This is a genomic window from Peribacillus sp. SIMBA_075 (genome assembly GCF_046534585.1).
Window position 1 is genome coordinate 1 of the sequence record NZ_JAWRYN010001412.1, and the last position, 243, is coordinate 243.

Annotated in this window: 1 protein-coding gene and 1 pseudogene; both read left to right on the forward strand. The window is 35.0% G+C overall.

Annotation, left to right across the window (positions count from 1 at the left end; translation table 11 throughout):
• The coding region (locus SB775_RS32995; protein ID WP_486360741.1) for an ATP-binding protein at window positions 1-187 on the forward strand (187 nt) is incomplete at its 5' end.
• Window positions 165-243, forward strand: a pseudogene (locus SB775_RS33000) (DNA-binding response regulator); the annotation flags it as partial. The gene SB775_RS32995 and the pseudogene SB775_RS33000, both read left to right, overlap by 23 nt.

Sequence of the window (243 nt, forward strand, 5' to 3'; positions counted from 1 at the left end):
GGTAGTTCCATCAAAGAAAGGGACGGGAACAGCCTTATATAATATTAATGAACGACTTATCGGGTTATTTGGGAAAGAGACAATGCTTCAAATTGAAAGTGAATTAGAGCAAGGGACAAAGATCCTCTTTGTGATTCCGAAAAAAGTAGAGGAGGAAAAACGGAGTGTTAAAAGTATTAGTAGTTGATGATGAAATGTTAGCACGGGATGAATTGAAATATTTATTAGAGAAAACAAAAGAAG